A 17232-nucleotide genomic window follows, 5' to 3' on the forward strand; every position below is an offset into this window, starting at 1 on the left:
CCACGACCGCCGGGCCGATGACGAGCGACGCCCACGCCGCCTACCTCGTGGGCAAGGAGCCGGTGCTCACCGCGCGGCACGTCTCGATCGACTACGAGGTCACCCCCGTCGTCCACGCGGTCAAGGACGTGTCGCTCACGCTGCACCGCGGCGAGATCCTGGGCCTGGCCGGGGAGTCGGGCTGCGGCAAGACGACGCTCGCGTACGGGCTCAACCGCCTGCTCAAGCCGCCGGCGCTCATGACGAGCGGGTCGGTGACGTTCCACGACCAGGGCGGGACGGACATCGACGTCGTCGCCCTCGGCGGCGAGTCGCTGCGCACGTTCCGCTGGGACAAGGTCTCGATGGTCTTCCAGGGGGCGATGAACTCGCTCAACCCGGTCATCAGCGTGCGGGACCAGCTCGGGGACGTCCTCAAGACCCACCGTGCGGGCATGTCGCGCAAGGAGCGCGCGGCGCGGTCGGCCGAGCTGCTCGAGCTGGTGGGCGTCGACCCCGTGCGGCTCGACAGCTACGCGCACGAGCTCTCGGGCGGCATGCGCCAGCGCGTGATGATCGCGATGGCGCTCGCGCTGAACCCCCAGGTCATGATCATGGACGAGCCGACGACGGCGCTCGACGTCGTCGTCCAGCGCGGCATCCTGCGCGAGATCATGCGGCTGCGCGAGCAGTTCAACTTCGCCGTCGTGTTCATCACGCACGACCTCCCGATGCTCCTGGAGATCAGCGACCGCATCGCGGTCATGCTGCGGGGCGAGATCGTCGAGCTGAACACGGCCGAGAGCATCTACGAGAACGCCCTGCACCCGTACACACGCCGGCTGCTCGGCTCGTTCCCGAGCCTGACGGGTGCGCGTGGTTCCTTCGTCCGCACGGGCGAGGGCACGGGCGAGAGCCAGGAAGGAACCCCCGCATGAGCACGCTCAAGGTCCGCAACCTGGTCAAGGACTTCACGATCCGCAAGGGCTTGAAGCGCACGACGCTGCGTGCCGTGAACGACGTGTCCTTCACGCTCGAGCCGGGGAAGACGATCGCCGTCGTCGGGGAGTCCGGCTCGGGCAAGTCGACCGTGGCCCGCATGATCGCGAAGCTCGAGACCCCGACGTCGGGGCGCATCATGCTCGACGGCGAGCTCTCCGCGACACGTGGACGACGTCTCGACGCCTACCGGCACGACGTGCAGATGGTCTTCCAGGACCCGTTCGCCTCGCTCAACCCGTTCCACACCGTGGGGCACCACCTCGAGCGCCCGCTGCGGATCCACAAGGTCGCGCGGACCAGGGCCGAGCTCGAGACGCACGTGCACGGTCTCCTCGAGCGCGTGAACCTCACGCCGCCCGACGTCTACGCGGCCAAGCAGCCGCACGAGATGTCGGGCGGGCAGCGGCAGCGCGTCGCGATCGCCCGTGCGCTCGCGCCGGGCGCGCGCTTCCTCGTCGCCGACGAGCCGGTCTCGATGCTCGACGTCTCGATCCGCCTCGGCGTGCTCAACCTGCTCGCCCGCCTGCAGCGCGAGGAGAACCTCGGCGTCCTCTACATCACGCACGACCTCGCGACCGCGCGGCACTTCAGCGACGAGATCCTCGTGATGTTCCGCGGGAACGTCGTGGAGCGCGGCCCGTCCGACCGGGTCATCCTCGACCCGCAGCACGAGTACACGAAGCTGCTCCTGAGCGCCGCACCCGACCCGCAGAACCACGGTCGCCTGCGCGACGAGGTCCGCGCCGAGCTCGCGGCCACCTCCACCGGCACCGGGAGCGGCGACGCCGACCGCGACCGGTTCGGGACGCGGGGCCTGTGACCGGCAGGTGAGGCGGGCGCGGGCCAGGTCCGTCGGACGGCCTGGCCCGTGCGTCCTCCCGGCGACGACGGTCGGATGGGTAGTGTCGGGCTCGTGCACGCACCCCACCTGCGCCTCGCGCCCCCTCCCGCCCCGACCACCGCGGCGACGGCAGCCGCCGCCGTCGGCGAGGCGCTCGCCGCGCTGCGGCGCGAGATGGAGGTCCCAGACGCGTTCCCCGCGGACGTGCTCGCCGAGGCGGAGGCGGTCGCCCGCCGCGGGTCCCCCGCCGAGGACGGCAGTGCTGCACGTGTGGACCTGCGTGCGCTGCCCTTCGTCACGATCGACCCGCCGGGGTCGATGGACCTCGACCAGGCGCTGTTCCTCGAGCGCGCGAGCGGCACGGACGCCGGCAGCCCCGAGGGCGCCGCGTTCGTCGTGCACTACGCGATCGCCGACGTCGCGTCGTTCGTCGAGCCCGGCGGGGCGATCGACACCGAGGTCCACGAACGCGGCTCGACGCTCTACGCGCCCGACGCCCGGACCCCGCTGCACCCGGCGGTCCTCTCCGAGGGGGCGGCGAGCCTGCTCCCCGACCAGGAGCGCCCGGCCGCGGCCTGGCGCATCGTGCTCGACGCGCGCGGCGAGATCGTCGACGCGACCGTCCGCCGCGCCGTCGTGCGCTCGACGCAGCGGCTCACGTACGACGAGGCGCAGGCCCGGATCGACGCCGGGGGCACCGGCCCCGAGGACGCCTCGCTGCTCCTCCTGCGCGAGGTGGGCGAGCTGCGCCTCGCGCGCGAGCGTGAGCGCGGGGGAGTGTCGCTCGAGGTGCCCGAGCAGGAGATCGTCCCGCGCGACGACGGCACGTTCGGCCTGGAGTTCCGCTCGACCCTCCCCGCGGAGGGCTGGAACGCGCAGATCTCCCTGCTGACCGGGATCGCGGCGGCACGGATCATGCGGGCGGGTGGCGTGGGGGTCTTCCGGGCGCTGCCGGAGGCGGACCCGCGCGACCTCGCACGGCTGCGCCGGACGGCCCGGGCGCTCGGCATCGACTGGCCGCGCGAGACGGCGTACGCCGAGCTCGTCCCGACCCTCGACTCCGGGCTCCCGCGCCACGCGGCGTTCCTCAGCGAGGCGACCTCGCTGTTCCGGGGCGCGTCGTACGAGGCCTTCGGCGGCACGGGCCAGGAGACCGGCGTGCCCGACGACGCCGCGCACGCCGCGATCGCGGCCGAGTACGCGCACGTCACCGCGCCGCTGCGCCGGCTCGTCGACCGCTACGGCACCGAGGTGTGCCTCGCGCTGTGCGCGGGGGAGGAGGTGCCGCGCTGGGTGCTCGACGCGCTGCCCGGCCTGCCGCGCACGATGGCCCGCACCGGGCAACGAGCCGGGTCGTACGAGCGCGCGATCGTCGACGTCGTGGAGGCGGCGCTGCTGACCGGACGCGAGGGCGAGGAGTTCGACGGTGTGGTCGTCGACGTCGAGGACGACCGCGAGCGGGGGCGCCGGCTCGAGCGCGAGGGTGCCGGGGACGCCGCGCCCCGACGGGGCCAGGTCGTGCTCGCCGACCCTGCGGTGCGCGCGCCGGTCGAGGGCACCGAGGGCACCGACCTCCCGCTCGGCGACCCCGTCCGCGTGATCCTGCGCGAGGCGTCGGTGCCCGCGCGACGCGTCCGCTTCTCCGTCGGCTGAACCGTCGGACCGCACGGCCTACCCTGGTGCCGTGCCTGCCCGACGACGCACCGACCCGTCCGCCGGCCGCCTCGCCCTGGCGACGTGGCGGGGAGACCCGACCGACCGGAAGGCCGTGACGACCGCGGTGCGGTTCACGCTCGAGGAGCTCGCCGACGTCGCGCCCGGGCACGCAGTCGAGGTGCGGGTCCCGCCCGCCGGAGCCGTCCAGGCGGTCGAGGGGCCGCGGCACACCCGCGGTACGCCACCGAACGTCGTCGAGACCGACCCCCAGACGTGGCTCGGCCTCGTGACGGGCGAGCTCGCGTGGGCCGACGCCGTCGCGGACGGGCGGGTCCGGGCCTCCGGCGAGCGGTCCGACATCTCGTGGCTGCTCCCGCTCCAGGCGGCCCGTCCGCGCTGAGGCGCGCCCCCGGCCGATGCACCGGGTGAACGTGTTACTGGTGCGTAACGTTCTGGGCCGGTGGTCTGGCGTACCCGGGCACCGGGGGCTAGCGTCCGATGATGACCGGCCGCCGTCCGCGCGGGCGCTCGCAGCACGACGACGTGCCGCGGCGTTCTCGCGGCGGTGACGTGGCAGCAACCGTCCGTTCATCCGGGTGGGGTGCGATGACCTGCGGAGGCAGGGCGCCGACCCGTCCGACTCGTGGACGTGTCAGGCTGCTGCCCGGCCGTCCGCACGAGATGAAGGAGTCAGCGTGACCGACCACCAGCACCTGCGGCGACGGAGGGTGGTGGCGAGCACGTTGACCCTGGCGCTCGCCGCGCCGTTGTCCGTCGCGGCGGCCACCGCCGCGAGCGCGGCGCCCGACGGGTCGGGTCTCGTCATCAACGAGGCCTACCTGAGCGGCGGCAGCGCGAACGCCCCGTTCACCCACAAGTTCGTCGAGCTGTACAACCCCACGCAGGCGGCGATCGACCTCTCCGGCATGTCGCTCCAGTACCGGTCCGCGACGGGCACGGCCGGCTTCACGGGCGTCACCCCGCTGTCCGGCACCGTCGCCCCCGGCGGGTACTTCCTCGTGCAGGGCGGCTCCAACGGGTCCACCGGCGCGGCTCTCCCGACGCCGGACGCGACCGGCAGCCTCAACCCCTCCGGCACGACAGGCACCGTCGCGCTCGTGCGCTCCACCTCGGCGGTCACGCTGCCCGCGGGGAACGCCGCGGGCGCCGCGAACGTCGTGGACCTCGTCGGGTACGGCACGTCGAACACGTTCGAGACGGCCGTGAGCCCTGCGCCGTCGGCCAACAACGTGCCGGCCTCGATCAACCGGACCGGGTTCGCGGACACGGACGACAACAGCAAGGACTTCACGCTCTCCAGCGCCGTCACCCCGCAGAACAGCGGCGACGGCGGCGGCCCGGACCCCGAGCCGGGCGAGGTCGTCCCGATCGCCGAGATCCAGGGCACGGGCGCGGCGAGCCCCTTCGTGGGCCAGACGGTCACGACGCGCGGCGTCGTCACCGCGACGTACCCGACCGGCGGCTACGACGGCTTCTACCTGCAGACCGAGGGCACGGGTGGCGACCTCGACGCTTCGCACACGGCGTCGGACGCGATCTTCGTGTACTCGAAGGCCGGCGCGGCCGCGGTGCAGGTGGGCGACCACGTCGAGGTCACGGGCGCGGTGTCCGAGTACTTCACACTGACCCAGGTCACGCCCGCGGCGGGCGGCTGGACCGTCCTCGACGAGGCGGCCGAGGAGGTCAAGCCCGCGAACGTCGCGTTCCCGGCGACCGACGCCGCGCGCGAGGTGCTCGAGGGCATGCTCGTGCAGCCCGCGGGCGACCACGTCGTCGCGGACAACTACGACACGAACTACTACGGCTCGTTCCTCCTCGCTGCCGGCACCGAGCCGTTCCTCCAGCCGACGTCGGCCGGTCGACCCGGGTCCGCCGAGGCGGTCGCCGCGGTGGCCGACCGGGCCGCGCGCGGCGTCGTGCTCGACGACGGCGCGACGACGAACTTCAACAACGCGGCCAACAAGGGCATCCCGCTCCCGTACCTCACGGGTGGGGCGCCGGCGCGCGTCGGTGCGGGAGTCTCCTTCACGACGCCCGTGATCCTCGACTACCGGTTCGACGCCTGGACGTTCCAGCCGCTGACGCAGCTCTCCGCGGGCGACGGCGGCAACGCGGCCACGGTGCAGCCGGCCACGTTCGCGAACACGCGCGAGGACGCGCCGGCCGACGTCGGAGGCGACCTGTCGGTCGCGACGTTCAACGTGCTCAACTACTTCACGACGACCGGCGACCAGCTCACGGGCTGCCAGTTCTACACGGACCGCGCGGGCAACCCGATCACGGTCCGTACGGGCTGCGCCGCGCGCGGCGCAGCGGACGCCGAGAACCTCGAGCGTCAGGAGACGAAGATCGTCGCCGCGATCGATGCGCTCGACGCGGACGTCGTCGCGCTCATGGAGATCGAGAACTCGGCGCCGTTCGGCAAGGACCGCGACCAGGCGCTCTCCGACCTCGTGGACGCGCTCAACGCGGCCGCGGGTGCCGACGAGTGGGCGTTCGTGCCCTCGCCGGCGGCGCTGCCGACCGACGAGGACGTCATCCGGCTCGCGTACATCTACCAGGTGGACGCGGCCGAGCCCGTCGGCGAGTCGCGGATCCTGCTCGACGACGCGGCGTTCGTCAACGCGCGCGAGCCGCTCGCGCAGGTCTTCCAGCCGGTCGGCGGAGCGGCATCGGCGGACGACGACGTGCTCGTCGTCGCGAACCACCTCAAGTCGAAGGGCGACGGCGACCCCGTGCTCGACGGCGACGAGGACCAGGGCGACGGGCAGGGCTGGTTCAACGCGTCGCGCGTCGCACAGGCCACGGCGCTCGTCGGGTTCGCGCAGGACGTCGCGGCGGACGCCGGGACGGACAAGGTCCTGCTCGCGGGCGACTTCAACTCCTACGACCAGGAGGACCCGCTCCAGGTGCTCAAGGACGCCGGGTACACCAGCCTCGGCGCGACCACCGGCGAGCAGACCTACCTCTTCGACGGCTACGTCGGGTCGCTCGACCACGTGTTCGCCTCGCCCGCGGCGGCCGCGGCCGTCACGGGCACCGACGTGTGGAACATCAACTCGGTCGAGCCCATCGCGAACGAGTACAGCCGGTACAACTACAACGCGTCGATCCTCTACGACACGACGCCGTTCCGGTCCTCCGACCACGACCCCGTGCTCGTAGGCCTCGACCTCGCGGCCGAGGCCGGGACGACCGAGATCGACCTGCTCGCGATCAACGACTTCCACGGTCGCATCGAGCCGTACGTCACGAACCGGGACACCGGGGTCGTCACGAACAACACGCTCTCCTTCGCGGGGACGGTCGAGCAGCTGCGCGCCGAGAACCCGGAGGGCACCGCGTTCCTCTCGGTCGGCGACAACATCGGCGCCTCGCTGTTCGCGTCCGCGCTCCAGCAGGACCAGCCGACGATCGACGTGCTCAACGCGCTCGACCTCGCGACGTCCGCCGTGGGCAACCACGAGTTCGACCAGGGCTTCGCGGACCTCACCGGTCGCGTCGCCGACGAGGCGGACTGGAGCTACCTCGGCGCGAACGTGTACGACAAGGGCACGACGGACCCGGCGCTGCCGGAGTACGACGTCATCGAGGTCGACGGCGTCCGGATCGGCGTCATCGGTGCCGTGACGGAGGAGACACCCACGCTCGTCACCCCGGCAGGGATCGCCACGATCGACTTCGGCGACCCGGTCGAGGCGGTGAACCGCGTCGCGGCCCGGCTCCAGGACGGCGACGAGGCCAACGGCGAGGCCGAGGTGCTCGTGGCGCTCTACCACGAGGGCGCGGGCGCCGGGACGCCGGACGGCGCGACGCTCGAGGAGGAGGTCGCCGCAGGCGGCGCCTTCGCCGAGATCGTCAACGGCACGGACGCGTCGGTCGACGCGATCTTCACCGGGCACACGCACAAGCAGTACGCGTGGGACGCCCCGGTCCCGGGTGTGGAGGGCGCGACCCGTCCGATCATCCAGACCGGCAGCTACGGCGAGAACATCGGTCACGTCACGCTCCAGGTCGACGACGCCACGAGTGACGTCGTGGACTACGAGGTCGTCAACGTGCCGCGCACCACGGCCCCGTGGGAGCAGCTCGTGGCCACGTACCCGCGTGTCCAGGCCGTCAAGGACGCCCTCGACCCGGCGCTCGCCCAGGCCGAGGTCATCGGCTCCCAGCCGGTGGGCGAGGTGGCGGCCGACATCACGACCGCCTTCACGGGCGGCTCGTACGTGAACGGCGTCTACGTGGGTCCTGGCCCGACGCCGACGACGGGTCGTGACGACCGCGCGTCGGAGTCCACGCTCGGCAACCTCGTCGCCGACTCGCTGCTCGAGACGCTCGCGGACCCGGCTCGCGGGGGCGCGGACATCGGCGTCGTCAACCCGGGCGGCCTGCGCGGGGAGCTGCTCTACGGCGAGGACGGCGTGATCACGTTCGCCGAGGCGAACGCGGTCCTGCCGTTCGTCAACAACCTGTGGACCGTGACCCTCACGGGCGAGCAGGTCGTGGAGATGCTCGAGCAGCAGTGGCAGACGGACGCGAACGGCAACCGGCCGTCCCGCCCGTACCTGGCGCTCGGCCTCTCGGACAACGTCTCGTGGACGGCGACCACCGCCGACCCGAACGCGACGCCGGGCAGCAACGTCTCGTCCGTCACGATCGACGGCGAGCCGATCGACCCCGCGGGCGAGTACCGCGTGGCGACGTTCTCGTTCCTCGCGACCGGCGGTGACAACTTCCGGGTCTTCACCGAGGGCACGGATCCCCGCGACTCGGGCCTCGTGGACCGCGACGCGTGGATCGCGTACCTGCGCGACCACTCGGCCGAGGCGCCGATCGCGCCGTCGTTCGACCGCTCGCGGGTCGTCGTCGGTGCGCTGCCCGAGCCGGTGGCGGCAGGCGAGGACGTGAGCGTCGAGCTCTCGCGCCTCGACCTCACGTCGCTCGGGTCGCCGCAGAACACGGAGGTGACGGGCTACCTCGTCCCCGCGGACGGTGAGTTCGACCCGGCGAACCCGGGCGACGCCGTCGGGACGGCCACCGTCACGGGCGGTGCCGCGACGCTCACGGCCACCGTTCCCGCCGACGCCGCGGAGGGTGAGTACGACCTGTGGGTCGTCGCGTCGCCGAGCGGCACGACCGCCCGGATCCCGCTCACGGTCGAGGCCGCAGCCCCGACCGTCGTCCTCGAGAACGTGGAGGCCTCGGCACGCTGCCTCGGCAAGTTCGTCCACGTCGCCGTCCGCGCGACCAACGGCGAGGACGTCCCGGTCGAGGTCGTGGTCGAGACCCCGTACGGGTCGAAGCGGTTCCCGAACCTCCAGCCGGGCAAGAACGCGTACCAGTCGTTCAGCACCCGGGCCACGTCGGTCGAGGGCGGCACGGTGACCGTCACCGCCACGCTCGACGGCGTGACGCAGGAGTACGAGGTCCCGTTCGAGGGCCAGACCTGCGGCTGACGCGCTAGCGGAGCCGAGCCGCGACCCGGGTCCCGTCCGACGGGCCCGGGTCGCGGTGCGTCCGGGGGCGAGCGCCGGGTGGGGAGGGCTCCCAGGAACCGCGGGTAGGGTCGTCACGTGAGCTCCGAGCAGTCCCCCGTGCCCGACGACGCGGCCACCGACACGTCCGCCGCACCGGACACCGCGGCGCCCGAGCAGACCCCCGCGGGGGCCCCTCGGGCGGACGAGGTCGAGATCGAGACCGTCGTCGACCCCGCGACCGTCCGTCGCGCGCCGCGCTACCGCGCGTTCTTCACCGTGGGCGTCCTGCTCGGCACGGTCCTGGGCCTCGGCATCGGCGGCGCCTGGCTGCAGTCCCCGGTCTCGGAGCCCGTGTACAAGCCCGGCGTCTACTTCACGGTCATCGTCGTCACGTGCGCCGCGCTCGGCGCGGCCGTCGCGGGCCTGTGGGCCGTGGTCGCCGACCGCAGGAGCCTGCGCGGGCGACGCTGACGGCGTCCTGACGGCGCTGGGCGGCCGACGCGGCCGGGTCACCCGACGAGCGACGCCGTCCGAACACCCTCGGCCGGCGCGAGGCGGACGGCCACTCCCGACGCCAGACCCAGCGTCCTGGCCTCCGCCCGGGTCACGACGACGGACACCACCTCGTCGTCGGTCCTCACCTCGGCGCGCACCTCGAAGCCGACGCGGGTCGTCCGGGTCACGAGGCCGGTGACGGCGTGGTCCGTCGACGCGGGTGGGGCGCCGTCGGGCAGCACCTCGACGTGGATGTCGTGCGGACGTACGAGGACGCCGCCGAGCCGGGTGACCGGACCGAGGAAGCCCATGACGAACTCGTTGGCCGGCCGGTCGTAGAGGTCGTCGGGCGTGCCGACCTGCTCGATGCGGCCCTCGTTGACGACGACGATCTCGTCCGCGACCTCCAGGGCCTCCTCCTGGTCGTGCGTGACGAACACCGTGGTCACGGGGATCTCGTCGTGCAGGCGGCGCAGCCAGTCGCGCAGCTCCTTGCGGACCTTGGCGTCGAGCGCGCCGAACGGTTCGTCGAGCAGCAGGACGCTCGGGCGGATCGCGAGCGCGCGGGCGAGCGCCATGCGCTGCCGCTGGCCACCGGAGAGCTGGGACGGCAGGCGGTGCGCGAAGCTCTCGAGGTGGACGAGGCGCAGGAGCTCGTCCACGCGCGCGGCGATCTCGGGCTTCGGCGTCCGCCGGATCTCGAGCCCGAACGCGACGTTCCGCGCGACGCTCAGGTGCTTGAACGCCGCGTAGTGCTGGAAGACGAACCCGACGTTGCGGCGCCTCGCCGGAAGGTTGGTGGCGTCCCGGCCCTCGATCTCGACCTCGCCCGAGTCGGGCTGCTCGAGGCCGGCGACGACGCGCAGGAGCGTCGACTTGCCGCCGCCGCTCGGGCCGAGGAGCGCGGTGAGACGACCGGTCGGGACGGACACGGACACGTCGTCGAGCGCGACGAAGTCGCCGAAGGTCTTGCGGACGTTGTGGATCTCGATGCTCATGCGTCGGCCTTCGTGGGGGAGCCCGTGCTGCGGCGCGGGGTGCGGGTGGGAGTGCCCGGCGTGCGGGCCGGTGCGTCGTCGCGTCGCAGGAAGGTGACCGCGACGATGCAGGCGACGGACACGGACGCGAGGAGGAACGCGACGGCGTAGGCCGTGCCCTGCTCGAAGTCCTGGTAGCGCTGCTCGACGAGGAGCGTGGAGGTCTGGGTGCGGCCCTCGAAGTTGCCCGAGACGACCTTGACGGCGCCGAACTCGCCGAGGGCTCGCGCGAGCGTCAGGACGACGCCGTACACCACCGCCCACCTGATCGCGGGCAGGGTGATCCGCCGGAACGTCTGCAACCGGCTCGCGCCGAGGCTCGTCGCGGCGAGCTCCTCGTCGGTGCCGACCTCGGTGAGGACCGGGACGACCTCGCGGATGACGAGCGGCAGGCAGACGAACGCCGTCGCGAGGACGATGCCCGGCGGCGCGAAGATCACCTGGAGCCCGGCGTCCTCCAGCGCGCCGCCGAACCAGCCGTTCTGGCCGTACACGAGGACGAGCGAGAGCCCGACGACGATGGGGGAGACCGAGAGCGGGAGGTCGAGCAGGGCGTTGAGCAGCGCCTTGCCCGGGAAGTCGTAGCGCACGATGAGCATCGAGATCCCGACGCCGAAGATCGTGTTGAGGACGACGACCTGGACCGCGACGGCCGCGGTGAGCTGCAGCGCGAAGACCACCGACGGGTCGGCGAACGCGCGCGCGAACGTCTCCAGGCCGTCCGCGAACGCGTTCTTCGCGACGAGCGAGACCGGCCACCCGACGAGGAGCACGAGGTAGACGACCACGACCGCGCGCAGCGTGCGGCGCACCCACGGGGAGCTATCCACGGCGGGCCACCCTTCGCTGGAGGAGCTGGATCGAGGCGATGACGAGCAGCGAGACCCCGAGGAGCACCGACGCGACGGCGGCGGCCTGCTCGGGCTGCCCGTTCTCGAGGTAGCTGAGGATGCGGACCGAGCCGACCTCGGTGCGCATCGGCAGGTTCCCGGAGAGCAGGACGAGTGCGCCGTACTCGCTGATGGCGCGCGCGAACGACAGCGCCGCGCCCGCCGTGATCGCCGGCGCGAGGGCCGGGAGGATCACGCGCCGGAACGTCGTGGCGCGGGTCGCGCCGAGCGACGCCGCGGCCTCCTCCACGTCGCGGTCGAGCTCGGCGAGCACCGGCTGCACGCTGCGCACGACGAACGGGAGAGTGACGAACAGGAACGCGAGGAAGACGGCGGCGCGTGTGTTGGCGACGTCGACCCCGAGCGGTCCCGACGGCCCGTACAGCGCGAGCAGCACGAGGCCGGCGACGATCGTCGGGAGCGCGAACGGGATGTCGATGAGGACCTCGAGGAGCCGCTTGCCGGGGAACCGGTCGCGCACGAGGACCCAGGCGATGAGCGTGCCCATGACGACGTTCACGGCCGTGACGGCCAGCGCCTGGGAGACCGTGAGGGTGAGCGCGGCCGCAGTCTGGGGCTGCGTGATCGCGGCGGCGAACGCGGGCCAGCCCCCGACCGACGTCTCGACGAGGACGGCGACGAGCGGGACCAGCGCGAGGGCGGAGAACCACAGCAGCGAGACGCCGAGCCCGAGGCCCGAGACGCCGGTGAGAGGGTACGGGCCGTTCGGCGTGCGACGGCGCGCCCGTCGGACGCGTCCGGACGCGGCCGGGGCCGGACGGCGCTCGCGCGCCGCCCGGCTCGGTCGTTCAGCGAGGGTCGAGGACACGGGTCACTGCTTCCCGGTCTCGGTCTGGATCTGGGTCACGAGCCCGGCGTCGCCGAAGAACTTGTCGTTGGTGGCCGACCAGCCGCCGAAGTCGTCGGCGATCGTGAGGAGCTTCGGGACGGTCGGGAAGGGGGCGCTGGGGTCGTTCGCGCCCTCGACGTCGATGTCCACCCCGTCCACGAGAGGCCGGAAGCCCTTGCTCGCGAACGCCTGCTGGCCCTCCGGGGTGAGGACGAAGTCGAGGTAGCTCTGCGCCTTCGGGTCGGCGTCGACGGTCACCGCGGCCGGGTTCTCGATGAGCAGCGTCTCGTCGGGCACGACGTACTCGAACGTCTCGCCGTTCTGGCGCGCGAGGATGGCCTCGTTCTCGTAGGACAGCAGGACGTCGCCCGTGCCCGAGGTGAACGCCGTCGTCGCGTCGCGACCGCTGCCCGGGAGAGCCACGGCGTTGGTGAAGAACTTCCGCAGGTACTCGGTCGCGTCCTCCTCGGTGCCGCCGTTCGCGATGACGCTGCCCCACCCGGCGAGGACGTTCCAGCGCGCGGAGCCGGACGAGCCGGGGTTGGGCGTGACGATCTCGACACCGGGCTGGACGATGTCGTCCCAGCTGTCGATGTTCTTCGGGTTGCCCTCGCGCACGATGAGCACGACGACCGACTGGCTGACGATGCCCTGGTTCTCGCCCGCGTTCCAGTCCTCGGCGACGATCCCGGCGTCGACGAGCCGCGTCACGTCGCCCTCGAGCGAGAAGTGCACGTAGTCGGCCTTCAGGCCGTCGGCGACGGCGCGGCTCTGGTCGCCCGAGGCGCCGTAGGACGTCTCCCAGGTGACGCCCTGGCCGTCGTCGGTCTCGCCCCACAGCTCCTGCGCGGCGTCGTTGCCCGCCTTCGGCACGGCGAACCCGACGAGCGAGAGGGTCGTGGGCTCGGCGGTGGTGTCGCCCGTGGCCTCGCCCCCGCCGGACCCGTCGACGGCGGTCGGCGCGCAGGCGGTGAGGACCAGGGCGGTGGCTGCCGTGGCAGCCGCGAGGGTGATCGTCGTCCGGAGGCGTCGCATGGTGTCGTCCTTCGTCGGGTCCCGGAGGCCCGGGAGCGGGTTGATCGAGGGTGATCGGGCGTCGACCGGTGCGGGTCCCGATAAAACTGGACTGCCACGATCGGGCTTGTCGAGATTCAAGCGCGCCGTTCCCACGCTGCGGAACCCCCGCCCGACTGGTGGGACGACGTAACGCGTTCGTGAACACCGCCGGGGGCGCCCTCGCCGGGGGTGACCTGGCGCTTCGGTCCGGGCGTGCCTGCTGTGGGACACTGGGGTACGTGGCCCCCCGCGGAGATGGACTTCTCAACCACGACCTCATGCCCGGCGAGAAAGGCCCCCAGGACGCGTGCGGCGTCTTCGGTGTCTGGGCGCCCGGCGAAGAGGTCGCCAAGCTCGCCTACTTCGGCCTCTACGCCCTGCAGCACCGGGGTCAGGAGTCGGCCGGCATCGCCACCAGCAACGGTGAGCAGATCCTCGTCTACAAGGACATGGGCCTCGTGTCCCAGGTCTTCGACGAGACGGCCCTCAACGCCCTGACCGGGCACATCGCCGTCGGCCACTGCCGGTACTCCACCACGGGTGGCGTGACGTGGGAGAACGCCCAGCCCACGCTCGGGGCGACGGCGTCCGGCACGGTGGCCCTCGGGCACAACGGCAACCTCACCAACTCCGCGGAGCTCGTCAACCTCGTCGCGGAGCGCTACGGCAGCCAGCGCCGCGGCGAGCTCGCGCGGGGCAACACGACGGACACCGCGCTCGTCACGGCGCTCTTCGCCGGCGACGCCGACCACACGCTCGAGGCGACGGCGCTCGAGGTGCTCCCGCGACTGCGCGGTGCCTTCTCGCTCGTGTTCATGGACGAGCGCACGCTCTACGCGGCGCGTGACCCCCAGGGGGTGCGCCCGCTCGTCCTCGGCCGCCTCGAGCGCGGCTGGGTCGTCGCGAGCGAGACGCCGGCGCTCGACATCGTCGGCGCGTCGTTCGTGCGCGAGGTGGAGCCGGGCGAGCTCATCGCGATCGACGCGGACGGGCTGCGCTCGCAGCGCTTCGCGCCCGCCGAGCGCGCCGGCTGCGTGTTCGAGTACGTCTACCTCGCGCGTCCGGACACCTCGATCAACGGGCGGTCCGTGCACGCCGCGCGCGTCGAGATGGGTCGCCAGCTCGCACGCGAGCACCCGGTCGAGGCCGACCTCGTGATGCCGGTCCCCGAGTCGGGGACGCCCGCCGCGGTCGGGTACGCGGCCGAGTCAGGCATCCCGTTCGGCCAGGGCCTGACGAAGAACGCCTACGTGGGGCGCACGTTCATCCAGCCGTCGGACACGCTGCGCCAGCTCGGCATCCGCCTCAAGCTCAACCCCCTGCGCGACGTGATCCGCGGCAAGCGGCTCGTCGTCGTCGACGACTCGATCGTGCGAGGCAACACGCAGCGCGCGCTCATCCGCATGCTGCGCGAGGCCGGCGCGGCCGAGGTGCACGTGCGCATCAGCTCGCCGCCCGTGAAGTGGCCGTGCTTCTACGGCATCGACTTCGCGTCCCGTGCCGAGCTCATCGCGAACGGGCTCAGCCCGGACGAGATCGGCCAGTCCCTCGGTGCCGACTCGCTCGGCTACATCTCGACCGAGGGCATGATCGCCGCCACCGAGCAGCCGTCGTCGCAGCTCTGCAGCGCCTGCTTCACCGGGAAGTACCCGATCGAGCTGCCGCCGGACGACCAGCTCGGCAAGCACCTCCTCGAGCAGGCGGAGCTGCCGCTCGGTGCCCCCGAGGACGGCCTGCGCAGCCTGTCCGTGGGCGTCGGCGGGGCCGGCGCCCTCCAGCACCCCTGACCACCGCACCCATCGCACCACCGGCGCGCGCCCCGTCGCGTCCGCCTCGATCCGCACAGGAGCCGACACCGTGACTGCCGACTCGCCCCAGACGGGCCTCACCTACGCCGCCGCAGGCGTCGACACCGAGGCCGGTGACAAGGCCGTCGAGCTCATGAAGGACGCGGTGCGCCGTACCCACGGCCCGCAGGTCCTCGGCGGCGTGGGCGGGTTCGCCGGGCTCTACGACTTCTCCGAGGTCGCGACCTACCGCCGGCCGCTGCTCGCGACGTCCACGGACGGCGTCGGGACGAAGGTCGCGATCGCGCAGGCGCTCGACGTGCACGACACCATCGGCTTCGACCTCGTCGGCATGGTCGTCGACGACATCGTCGTGGTCGGGGCCAAGCCGCTGTTCATGACGGACTACATCGCGTGCGGCAAGGTCGTGCCCGAGCGCATCGCGGGCATCGTGCGCGGCATCGCGGCGGCGTGCGAGGTCGCGGGCACCGCGCTCGTCGGCGGCGAGACCGCGGAGCACCCGGGCCTGCTCGGCGAGGACGAGTACGACGTCGCCGGCGCGGCCACCGGGGTCGTCGAGGCCGACGCGCTGCTCGGCCCGGAGCGCGTCCGAGAGGGCGACGTGCTCGTCGCGATGGCGTCCTCGGGCCTGCACTCCAACGGCTACTCGCTCGTGCGCGCCGTGCTCAAGCACGCGGGCTGGGGCCTCGAGCGCCACGTGGACGAGCTGGGGCGCACCGTGGGCGAGGAGCTCCTGGAGCCCACCCGCGTCTACGCGAGCGACTGCCTCGCCCTCGCCGCGGACAGCGCGGCGCAGGTGCACGCGTTCACCCACGTCACCGGAGGGGGACTCGCGGCCAACCTCGCGCGCGTGCTGCCCGCCGGGCTCGTCGGTGTCGTGGACCGAGGGAGCTGGGACGTCCCGCCCGTGTTCCGCCTCGTCCGCGAGCTCGGCGGCGTGCCGCGCGGCGACCTCGAGAACACCCTCAACCTCGGCGTCGGCATGGTCGCGGTCGTCGGAGCCGAGGGCGTGGACGCGGCGCTCGCGCGGTGCGCAGCCCTCGGGGTGCCCGCCTGGGTGCTCGGCTCCGTCGAGGCGTTCGACCCGTCCGCGCACGACGACATCGCGGACGGCGACCTCGTCGCCGGGACGAAGGGCGTGCAGGCCGGCGCTGTGCGTCTGACCGGTGACTACCGCGCCTGATGCGTCAACGGAAGGCGCCGCCACCTGCGCAGGGCAGGCGGCGGCGCCGTCGTGAAGATCAGGCGTGACCCGCGCCGGGCGGGACAGAGGGGACGACGACCGTCAGCGGTCGTCGGACCAGCCGTTGTAGCGCTGGTCGTAGCGCTCGAGGTCCTCCGAGGACTCGGCGCCGAAGCGAGAGTCCGTCGCGACATCCGTGTGGCTGTGACCGGTGAGCTCCTGCTCGAGCGCACTGTAGTTCGTCTCGGGGCTGTAGTACTTCAGCGCGCGAGCGACCTTGGTCTGCTTTGCCTTCTGACGGCCGCGGCCCATGGCTCCGACCCCCTCAACGTAGAAGCGGAGCGGCAACGTACTCAGACGTGCGGCCCCGGGGTGTAGTTTCGTCTGTTCAGGGTCCAACGCTACATGGTCAGGGGCTATTCCATCCACTCGGGACCCCCTGTCCAGGCCCGGACGTGTACACCGTCACACACTCTCCACGTCCGCCCGCGGCGGGAGAGGGGCTCGGCAGACGAGGCAAGCGGACCGTAAGCCGCACGGGCGCCTATCCGGCCCTTCCGACCATAGGGCCCCTAATTCACCCGTCCGTCAAGTCGCCCGAAATCCGCATGCTGCGACAATGGACTGTACTGCGTCGTGCTGTCGTCGTGTCCGGGGGCCTGCCGGACCAGCGCGTCCCAGGAGGAGGTGTCGTGATGTCCATGCACGGAGAGTCCGAGGTCCTGCTCACCCCTGCCGAGGTCGCCAGTCTCTTCCGCGTCGACCCCAAGACCGTCACGCGCTGGGCGAAGGCCGGCAAGCTCTCGTCGATCAGGACGCTCGGCGGGCACCGTCGTTACCGCGAGTCCGAGGTCCGCGCGCTGCTCGGCGCCGCGAGCGAGCCCGCCGAGGGCAGCGACAAGGGCTGACAGGTCTGGCAGGGGGCGTCCGCCGCCGT

The 17232-nt window shown here is 72.7% G+C and carries 14 protein-coding genes; 9 read left to right on the plus strand and 5 right to left on the minus strand.

Going from position 1 to position 17232, the window contains the following annotated elements; translation table 11 throughout:
* Positions 1 to 17 precede the first annotated feature (17 nt).
* The 6 genes from ACMXGY_RS03355 (at position 18) to ACMXGY_RS03380 (ending at position 9447) form a co-directional block, all read left to right on the plus strand.
* Entirely contained in the window at positions 18 to 917 is a 900-nt protein-coding gene (locus ACMXGY_RS03355) for an ABC transporter ATP-binding protein (RefSeq protein ID WP_483776776.1), read from the plus strand.
* Positions 914 to 1801, plus strand: coding sequence for an ABC transporter ATP-binding protein (locus tag ACMXGY_RS03360; RefSeq protein WP_483775473.1), 888 nt, complete (start codon positions 914 to 916; stop codon positions 1799 to 1801). The genes ACMXGY_RS03355 and ACMXGY_RS03360 overlap by 4 nt, the downstream gene beginning before the upstream one ends.
* Positions 1802 to 1894: 93 nt before the next feature.
* Entirely contained in the window at positions 1895 to 3475 is a 1581-nt protein-coding gene (locus ACMXGY_RS03365) for an RNB domain-containing ribonuclease (protein WP_483775474.1), read from the plus strand.
* A gap of 31 nt (positions 3476 to 3506) precedes the next feature.
* On the plus strand, positions 3507 to 3878 hold the full coding sequence (locus ACMXGY_RS03370) for a sterol carrier family protein (protein ID WP_483775475.1): 372 nt from the start codon (positions 3507 to 3509) through the stop codon (positions 3876 to 3878).
* A 295-nt stretch (positions 3879 to 4173) separates the two neighbouring features.
* Entirely contained in the window at positions 4174 to 8955 is a 4782-nt protein-coding gene (locus tag ACMXGY_RS03375; RefSeq protein WP_483775476.1) for an ExeM/NucH family extracellular endonuclease, read from the plus strand.
* A gap of 117 nt (positions 8956 to 9072) precedes the next feature.
* The gene (locus tag ACMXGY_RS03380) at positions 9073 to 9447 is read left to right on the plus strand and encodes a histidine kinase (RefSeq protein WP_483775477.1); all 375 of its coding nucleotides are present in this window, start codon (positions 9073 to 9075) and stop codon (positions 9445 to 9447) included.
* Positions 9448 to 9485: 38 nt separating this feature from the next.
* Here ACMXGY_RS03380 and ACMXGY_RS03385 read toward each other — a convergent pair whose 3' ends face one another.
* From ACMXGY_RS03385 to ACMXGY_RS03400, 4 genes are read right to left on the minus strand one after another with little or no spacing between them, the layout of a single operon-like run.
* Positions 9486 to 10469, minus strand: a complete 984-nt coding sequence (locus ACMXGY_RS03385) for a sulfate/molybdate ABC transporter ATP-binding protein (protein ID WP_483775478.1) — start codon at positions 10467 to 10469, stop codon at positions 9486 to 9488.
* Entirely contained in the window at positions 10466 to 11338 is an 873-nt protein-coding gene (locus tag ACMXGY_RS03390) for a sulfate ABC transporter permease (protein WP_483775479.1), read from the minus strand. The genes ACMXGY_RS03385 and ACMXGY_RS03390 overlap by 4 nt, the downstream gene beginning before the upstream one ends.
* Positions 11331 to 12227 carry a sulfate ABC transporter permease subunit CysT gene (gene cysT / locus ACMXGY_RS03395; RefSeq protein ID WP_483775480.1) on the minus strand — a complete coding sequence of 299 codons (897 nt, stop codon included), beginning with the start codon at positions 12225 to 12227 and terminating at the stop codon, positions 11331 to 11333. The genes ACMXGY_RS03390 and cysT overlap by 8 nt, the downstream gene beginning before the upstream one ends.
* A gap of 3 nt (positions 12228 to 12230) precedes the next feature.
* Complete coding sequence (locus tag ACMXGY_RS03400; RefSeq protein WP_483775481.1) at positions 12231 to 13283, minus strand: sulfate ABC transporter substrate-binding protein; 1053 nt, start codon at positions 13281 to 13283, stop codon at positions 12231 to 12233.
* 260 nt (positions 13284 to 13543) lie between these two features.
* Between ACMXGY_RS03400 and purF the strand changes: the two genes are divergently transcribed.
* Together purF and purM are read left to right on the plus strand one after the other, a co-directional pair.
* Positions 13544 to 15091: an amidophosphoribosyltransferase gene (gene purF, locus ACMXGY_RS03405; RefSeq protein ID WP_483775482.1), complete on the plus strand. Its 1548-nt coding sequence runs from the start codon at positions 13544 to 13546 to the stop codon at positions 15089 to 15091.
* 70 nt (positions 15092 to 15161) lie between these two features.
* Entirely contained in the window at positions 15162 to 16295 is a 1134-nt protein-coding gene (gene purM, locus ACMXGY_RS03410; protein ID WP_483775483.1) for a phosphoribosylformylglycinamidine cyclo-ligase, read from the plus strand.
* Positions 16296 to 16397: 102 nt separating this feature from the next.
* Here the strand turns inward: purM and ACMXGY_RS03415 are convergent, their stop codons facing one another.
* Complete coding sequence (locus ACMXGY_RS03415; protein WP_483775484.1) at positions 16398 to 16607, minus strand: DUF3073 domain-containing protein; 210 nt, start codon at positions 16605 to 16607, stop codon at positions 16398 to 16400.
* Between the two features lie 383 nt (positions 16608 to 16990).
* On the opposite strand from ACMXGY_RS03415, the gene ACMXGY_RS03420 reads away from it, so the two are divergent.
* Positions 16991 to 17203 (plus strand): BldC family transcriptional regulator, encoded by a 213-nt coding sequence (locus ACMXGY_RS03420; protein ID WP_483775485.1) that lies wholly within the window; start codon positions 16991 to 16993, stop codon positions 17201 to 17203.
* Positions 17204 to 17232 lie beyond the last annotated feature (29 nt).

This window comes from Cellulosimicrobium sp. G4 BAM 1002, from assembly GCF_057126935.1.

Excerpts from the sequence above, each read along its gene's own strand:
- ACMXGY_RS03420 (WP_483775485.1), top strand. The coding sequence starts at position 16,991 with ATGTCCATGCACGGAGAGTCCGAGGTCCTGCTCACCCCTGCCGAGGTC.
- ACMXGY_RS03385 (WP_483775478.1), bottom strand. The coding sequence starts at position 10,469 with ATGAGCATCGAGATCCACAACGTCCGCAAGACCTTCGGCGACTTCGTC.
- ACMXGY_RS03360 (WP_483775473.1), top strand. The coding sequence starts at position 914 with ATGAGCACGCTCAAGGTCCGCAACCTGGTCAAGGACTTCACGATCCGC.
- ACMXGY_RS03355 (WP_483776776.1), top strand. The coding sequence starts at position 18 with ATGACGAGCGACGCCCACGCCGCCTACCTCGTGGGCAAGGAGCCGGTG.
- ACMXGY_RS03415 (WP_483775484.1), bottom strand. The coding sequence starts at position 16,607 with ATGGGCCGCGGCCGTCAGAAGGCAAAGCAGACCAAGGTCGCTCGCGCG.
- ACMXGY_RS03400 (WP_483775481.1), bottom strand. The coding sequence starts at position 13,283 with ATGCGACGCCTCCGGACGACGATCACCCTCGCGGCTGCCACGGCAGCC.